The 6,846-nt window shown below is 64.4% G+C and carries 4 protein-coding genes; 3 read left to right on the forward strand and 1 reads right to left on the reverse strand.

The features are described 5' to 3' along the window. Positions 1–28 precede the first annotated feature (28 nt). The gene (gene clpP, locus Q0693_RS04470; protein ID WP_243026828.1) at positions 29–613 is read left to right on the forward strand and encodes an ATP-dependent Clp endopeptidase proteolytic subunit ClpP; all 585 of its coding nucleotides are present in this window, start codon (positions 29–31) and stop codon (positions 611–613) included. Then, positions 600–1,793, forward strand: a complete 1,194-nt coding sequence (gene clpX, locus Q0693_RS04475) for an ATP-dependent Clp protease ATP-binding subunit ClpX (RefSeq protein ID WP_243031318.1) — start codon at positions 600–602, stop codon at positions 1,791–1,793. Before clpP ends, clpX begins: the two co-directional genes overlap by 14 nt. Here the strand turns inward: clpX and Q0693_RS04480 are convergent. Beyond that, positions 1,790–3,313 (reverse strand): nicotinate phosphoribosyltransferase, encoded by a 1,524-nt coding sequence (locus Q0693_RS04480; protein WP_298629540.1) that lies wholly within the window; start codon positions 3,311–3,313, stop codon positions 1,790–1,792. The two genes, clpX and Q0693_RS04480, sit on opposite strands and share 4 nt — an antisense overlap. A gap of 42 nt (positions 3,314–3,355) precedes the next feature. On the opposite strand from Q0693_RS04480, the gene metH reads away from it, so the two are divergent. Further along, the coding region (gene metH / locus Q0693_RS04485; RefSeq protein WP_298629541.1) for a methionine synthase at positions 3,356–6,846 on the forward strand (3,491 nt) is incomplete at its 3' end.

Raw genomic sequence — 6,846 nt, forward strand, 5'->3', positions numbered from 1 at the left:
TGGGTTTGCCGCTACAATGGGGACTGGTATGGTCATACCCTACGTCATAGAGCAGACCGCCCGCGGCGAGCGGGTCTACGACATCTACTCCCGGCTACTCAAGGATCGCATCATCTTCCTGGGCACCCCCATAGACTCCCAGGTGGCCAACACCATCGTGGCCCAGCTTCTTTTCCTGGATGCGCAAAACCCCAACCAGGAGATACGCCTTTACATCAACTCCCCGGGGGGCGAGGTGGATGCGGGCCTGGCCATCTACGACACCATGCAGTTCGTCAGGGCCCCGGTTTCCACCATCGTGATCGGCATGGCGGCCAGCATGGCCGCGGTGATCTTGGCCGCTGGGGAAAAGGGTCGGCGTTACGCCCTGCCCCACTCCAAGGTGATGATCCACCAGCCTTGGGGCGGGGTGCGGGGCACGGCCAGCGATATCGCCATCCAGGCCCAGGAGATCCTGAAGGCCAAGAAGCTTTTGAACGAGATCCTGGCCAAGCACACTGGCCAGCCCCTGGAAAAGGTGGAAAAGGACACCGACCGGGACTATTACCTTTCAGCCCAGGAGGCCATGGAGTACGGCCTCATTGACCAGGTGGTGAGCCGTGAGGAAGCCTAGGCCCTTCTGTAGCTTCTGCGGCCTGCGCCCGCCGGAGACGGGGCGGCTTCTGGAGAGCCCTGTTGCCGAGGTCTACATCTGCGAGGAATGCGTGGAGCGGGCCCGGGAGGTTTTTTCCAGGGAAAAGCCGGCTCCCAAGGGGCCCAGCCGCCTGCCCAGACCCCGGGAGATCAAGGCCCATTTGGACCAGTACGTGGTGGGGCAGGAGGCGGCCAAGAGGGCCTTGAGCGTGGCCGTCTACAACCACTACAAACGCCTCCTCCATCCGGAGGCGGAGATCGGCAAGGCCAACATCCTCCTCATCGGTCCCACGGGCACGGGCAAGACCCTTCTTGCGGAAACCCTGGCCCGGTTTTTGGACGTGCCCTTCGCCATCGCCGACGCCACCACCTTAACCGAGGCGGGGTACGTGGGGGAGGACGTGGAGAACGTTATTCTTCGCCTCCTGCAAAACGCCGACTTTGACGTGGAGCGGGCGGAGATGGGCATCGTCTACATTGACGAGATTGACAAGATCGCCCGCAAGTCGGAAAACCCCTCCTTAACCCGGGATGTTTCCGGGGAAGGCGTGCAGCAGGCCCTTTTGAAGATCATTGAGGGCACCATCGCCAACGTGCCGCCCCAAGGGGGGCGCAAGCACCCGCACCAGGAGTTCATCCCCGTGAACACCAAGAACATCCTCTTCATCCTGGGCGGGGCCTTTGAGGGCCTCGAGGCCATCGTGAAGGCCCGAACCGAGCGCACCACCATCGGCTTTACCCGTACCAAGTCCAAGGACGAGCCCCTGGAGGTCATCCCCGAGGACCTGGTGAAGTTCGGCATGATCCCGGAGTTTGTGGGCCGGGCCCCCCTCATCGTCCAGCTCCACCCCCTTACGGAGGATGACCTGGTGCGTATCCTTACCGAGCCCAAAAACGCCCTGGTGAAGCAGTACCAGGAGCTTTTGCGCATGGAGGGGATTGAGCTCCGCTTTACCCAGGCGGCCTTAAAGGAGATCGCCCGCAGGGCCCTGAAGCGGGGCACGGGGGCCCGGGGCCTAAGGGCCATCCTGGAGAAGACCATGGTGGACCTGATGTTTGAGGCCCCGGGAAGCGGGGTAAAGGAGCTGGTCATTGACCTTCCCCACCTGGACCAGCCCCTGAAGGCCCTGGAGGAGGCCAGGCTTCGCCAGGCCTCCTAAGCCTGGCCCAGCCGGGCCACCAGTTCCTCCTTCAGGGCGAAAAGCCTTTCGCTAAGGGATACGTGGTAGACGTGGGGGTTTACCAGGCGGCGCACCCCGGGGTCCAGGCGTTCCACATCCTTGCGCCGCCTTTCTTGTAGCACTTCCAGGGGCAAGGGGGGAAAGAGGCGCCTTCCCCGGTAGGCTTCTTCCAGGAGGGGCTCGAGGGTGAAGCTTCCCGGTTGCAGGATACGGCGCTTGGTGGGGTCAGTGGGGTGGCGGAGGAGCAGGGGCCTGTCCTCCCGGACCTCCTCGTCAAAGGTGGCCAAAAGGTCGGCGGTGGCCAGGCCCCGGTGGTCGTAGACCCGAAAGACCCTCTTGTGCCCGGGATTGAGCAGCTTTTCCAGGGAGTCCGAGATCTTCATGGCCGGGGCCCAGGTGCCGTTTTCCCGGATGGCCACCAGCTTGTAGACCCCTCCTAGGGCCGGGTAGCCCCAGGAAACCACCATGCGGGTCCCTACCCCGTAGACCAAGCGCTTGAGGAGGCGGTCCGGGTCCACCCCGTACCGGGGGGCCTCCTCCTGGATCTGGCTTTTGATCTGCCAGATGACCAGCTCGTCCAGGTCCCCGGAGAGCACGATGAGGGTCTCCGGGAAGCCCGCCTGGTCCAACTCCTTGGCCACCTGGATGGCCAGGTAGGCCAGGTCCCCGGAGTCAATGCGTACCCCCACGGGCCGGTGCCCTTTGCGCCTTAGCCTTTCAAATACCCGGATGGCGTGGGGCAGGCCTGAGTGGAGGGTGTCCACCGTGTCCAGAAGCAGGATGGTGTCGTCGGGGAAGACCTCGGCAAAGGCCTGGAAGGCCTCCTCCTCGGAGTGGCCCAACGCCAAAAAGGCCTGGACCATGCTGTGGGCATGGGTGCCGGAGGAGGGGAGGCCCAGGAGGTGGGAGAGGCTCACGGCGCTACTGCGGTTGGCCCCGCCGATGAGGCTGGCCCGGGTGGCGGCCTCTCCCCCTTTGGCGGGGGCGCGGCGGAGGCCGAACTCCAGCACCGGCGCCTCCCCTGCGGCTTCCCGCACCCGGCTGGCCTTGGTGGCGATGAGGGTTTCGTAGTTGATGCGGTTCAAAAGGGCGGTTTCCAGGAGCTGGGCCTGGAGGAGAGGGCCTTCTACGCTGATGAGGGGCACCTGGGGATGGGCCACCCGGCCTTCGGGAAGGGCCCTTAGGGTAAGCCCCGGAAAGCCTCCTATCCCCCTTAGATATTCCAGGTAATCCTCGGCGAAGAGGGGCTTGCCGCTACGGCCCTTTAAGGTGCGGAGGGCGGCCAGCTCCTCTGCACCAAACTGGGCGGCTTCCATCCAACTCAAGAGGGGATCCAGACCGGCGAAGACGGTGTAACCCGCCTGATGGGCCCCGTAGTCGGGGTTCTTGCGATAGAAGGCTTCAAAGAGGGCTTCCCTTTCGTGCAGGCCAAGCCGGAAGTAGACCTGGCCCATGGTGAGCTGGTAGAGGTCGGTGTAGAGGATGCCGAAGGGGTCCATGGGCCTAGCATAGCTTGCTTTCTTTGGCTAAACTAGCGGGATATGGTGGAGGTCCACACCTGCAGTCCCGGCTGCCGCCACCACCTGGGGGGGGCGGGTTTTGGGGATGCCCCTTTGGTGCGGCTGGGTTACAACAAGGAAGTCCGGGCGCAGAAGTTCCCCTACCTTAAAGCTCTCTCGGAAAGACCCCTGGTCTTTGACGGGGCCATGGGCACCGAGTTGCAAAAGAGGGACCTCACCCCTGAGGATTACGGGGGGGAGGCCTACTTTGGTTGCCCGGAGGTCTTAAACCGTACCCGGCCCGAGGTCATCCAGGAGATCCACCGGGCCTACCTGGAGGCTGGGGCCGAGGTGATTGAGACCAATACCTTTGGCGCCCTGCGCCATGTGCTGGCGGAGTATGGACTCGAGGGGGAGGCGGAGGAGCTGGCCTACCTGGGGGCGCGCATCGCCAAAGAGGTGGCCGAGCCCTACGGGGCCTTCGTGGCGGGGGCCCTAGGCCCAGGGACCAAGCTTATCTCCCTGGGCCAGATCACCTGGGATGAGCTTTTTGCCGCCTATAAGGAGGCGGTACGGGGGCTTCTAAGGGGCGGGGTGGACCTGATTCTTCTGGAAACCGCCCAGGACATCTTGCAGGTGCGGTGTGCCGTCCTTGCGGCCCGGGAGGCCATGGCCGAGGTGGGCAGGGAGGTGCCCCTGCAGGTCCAGGTGACCATGGAGGCCACGGGTACCATGCTGGTGGGCACGGACGAGCAAGCGGCCTTGGCAGCCCTGGAGAGCCTGCCCATTGACGTGGTAGGCATGAACTGCGCCACGGGCCCCGACCTCATGGACGCCAAGATCCGCTACTTTGCCGAGAACGCTACCCGCTTCGTGAGCTGCTTGCCCAATGCGGGCCTGCCCCGGAACGAAGGGGGAAGGGTGGTCTATGACCTCACCCCGGAGGAGTTGGCCAAGTGGCACCTCAAGTTCGTGACCGAGTACGGGGTGAATGCCGTGGGGGGGTGTTGCGGCACGGGGCCGGAGCACATCCGCCAGGTGGCGGAGGCCATTAAGGGGAAGCCGGCCCCCAAGCGTCCTGAAGCCTTCCCACCCCAGGTGGCCTCCCTGTATCAGGCGGTTCCCCTGCGCCAGGAGGCCAGCGTCTTCCTGGTGGGGGAGCGCCTGAACGCCACCGGGAGCAAGCGGTTTCGGGAGATGCTCTTTGCCCGGGACCTGGAGGGGATCCTGGCCCTGGCACGAGAGCAGGTGGAGGAGGGGGCCCACGCCCTGGACCTCTCCGTGGCCTGGACGGGAAGGGATGAGTTTAGGGACCTGGCCTGGCTCCTTCCCCACCTGGCCACGGCGGTCACCGTGCCCTTCATGGTGGATTCCACTTCCCCCGAGGCCATGGAGTTTGCCCTGAAGCACCTTCCGGGCCGGGTCCTTCTCAACTCCGCCAACCTCGAGGACGGCCTCTTGAAGTTTGACCAGGTGGCTTCTCTGGCCAAGGCCCACGGGGCGGCCTTGGTGGTCCTCACCATTGACGAAAGGGGCATGGCCAAAACGCGGAAGGAGAAGGTGCAGGTGGCCTTGCGCATGTTTGAGCGCCTCACCGAGCACCACGGTTTCCGCCCGGAGGACCTGCTCTTTGACCTCCTCACCTTCCCCATCACCCAAGGGGACGAGGAGAGCCGCCCCTTGGCCAAGGAAACCCTGCTGGCCATGGAGGAGCTACGGGAGAGGCTTCCCGGGGTGGGCTTCATCCTGGGGGTATCCAACGTTTCCTTTGGCCTGAAGCCCCGGGCCCGGCGGGTCCTGAACTCCATTTTCCTGGACGAGGCCCGGAAGAGGGGGCTTACCGCCGCCATTGTGGATGCGGGGAAGATCCTCCCCATCAGCCAGATCCCCGAGGAGGCCTACGCGCTGGCCCTGGATCTCATCTGTGACCGGAGGAGGGAGGGGTACGACCCGCTGGTGGCGTTTATGGCCTATTTTGAAACCCACCGGGAGGACCCTGCCCTTAAGGAGGATGCTTTCCAGGCCCTTCCCCTTTTGCAGAGGCTAAAGCGCCGGGTGGTGGAGGGGAGGAAGGGGGGCCTCGAGGCGGATCTGGACGAGGCCTTACGGGAAGGCCATAAACCCCTGGACCTGATCAACGGGCCCCTTTTGGAGGGGATGAAGGAGGTGGGGGAGCTCTTTGGGGCGGGGAAGATGCAGCTTCCCTTCGTCCTCCAGGCCGCGGAGGTGATGAAGCGGGCGGTGGCCCACCTCGAGCCCCACATGGAACGGCAGGGGGAAGGCCGGGGGAAGATGGTCCTGGCCACGGTGAAGGGGGATGTCCACGACATCGGCAAGAACCTGGTGGACATCATCCTCACCAACAACGGCTACCAGGTGGTGAACCTCGGCATCAAGGTGCCCATTGAGGAGATCCTGAAGGCGGTGGAGGAGCACAAGCCCCATGCGGTGGGGATGTCGGGGCTTTTGGTGAAGAGCACCCTGGTCATGAAGGAAAACCTGGAGTACATGCGGGATAGGGGCTATACCCTGCCGGTGATCCTAGGGGGGGCGGCCCTTACCCGCGCCTACGTGGAGGAGCTCAAGGCTATCTATCCCAACGTCCATTACGCTGAGGATGCCTTTGAGGGCCTTAGGCTCATGGAGGCCCTCACCAGCGGGGAGGCCACCCCGGTGGCAAGGGCGGCCAGCAAGCCCCGGGTGGAGGTACCCCAGGTGGTGCCCAGGGCCAAGCCGGTGGGGGAGGCTCCCTTCGTTCCCCGGCCTCCTTTCTTCGGGGTGCGGGTGGAGGAGAACCTGGACCTGGCCACCCTCGCCCACTATGTGAACAAGCTGGCCCTGTACCGGGGCCAGTGGGGCTACAGCCGCCAAGGGCTTTCCCGGGAGGAATGGCAGGCCCTGGTGGAAAGGGAGGCCGAACCCGTGTTCCGAAGGCTTCTCAAGGAAGCCATGGAGGAGGGCTGGCTCAGGCCCAAGGTTCTCTATGGCTTCTTTCCCGTGGCCCGGGAAGGGGAGGAGCTTTTAGTGTTCTCCCCGGATACCGGGGAGGTTTGGGAACGCTTTGCCTTCCCTCGGCAGAAGGGCGGGGGCCTAAGCCTCGTGGACTATTTCCGAGCGCGCTTTGCCCCTCCCTTGGCGGACGAGGAGGAATGGCTTCCCGCCTTCAGGGCCGGGGCCAGGGATGTCCTGGGGGTCCAGCTGGTCACCATGGGGGAGGAGCCTTCCCGGAAGGCCCGGGCCTTGTTTGAGGCCGGGGCCTACCAGGATTACCTCTTCGTACATGGCTTCAGCGTGGAGATGACGGAGGCCCTGGCGGAGTACTGGCACAAAAGGATGCGGCAGATGTGGGGGATTGCCGCTAAGGACGCCACGGAGATCAGAAAACTCTTCCAACAGGGCTACCAAGGGGCCCGGTACTCCTTCGGCTACCCCGCCTGCCCTGATCTAGCCGACCAAGCCAAGCTGGACCGGCTCATGGTCTTTGCCCGGATAGGCGTTCGCCTCACGGAGAACTTCCAGCTGGACCCGGAGCA

Origin of the sequence: uncultured Thermus sp., assembly GCF_938010445.1 — a bacterium.
Taxonomy (GTDB): domain Bacteria; phylum Deinococcota; class Deinococci; order Deinococcales; family Thermaceae; genus Thermus; species Thermus altitudinis.

What these genes read in the sequence shown, in the direction of transcription:
- clpP (WP_243026828.1), top strand. Translation starts at nt 29, where the DNA reads ATGGTCATACCCTACGTCATAGAGCAGACCGCCCGCGGCGAGCGGGTC.
- Q0693_RS04480 (WP_298629540.1), bottom strand. Translation starts at nt 3,313, where the DNA reads ATGGACCCCTTCGGCATCCTCTACACCGACCTCTACCAGCTCACCATG.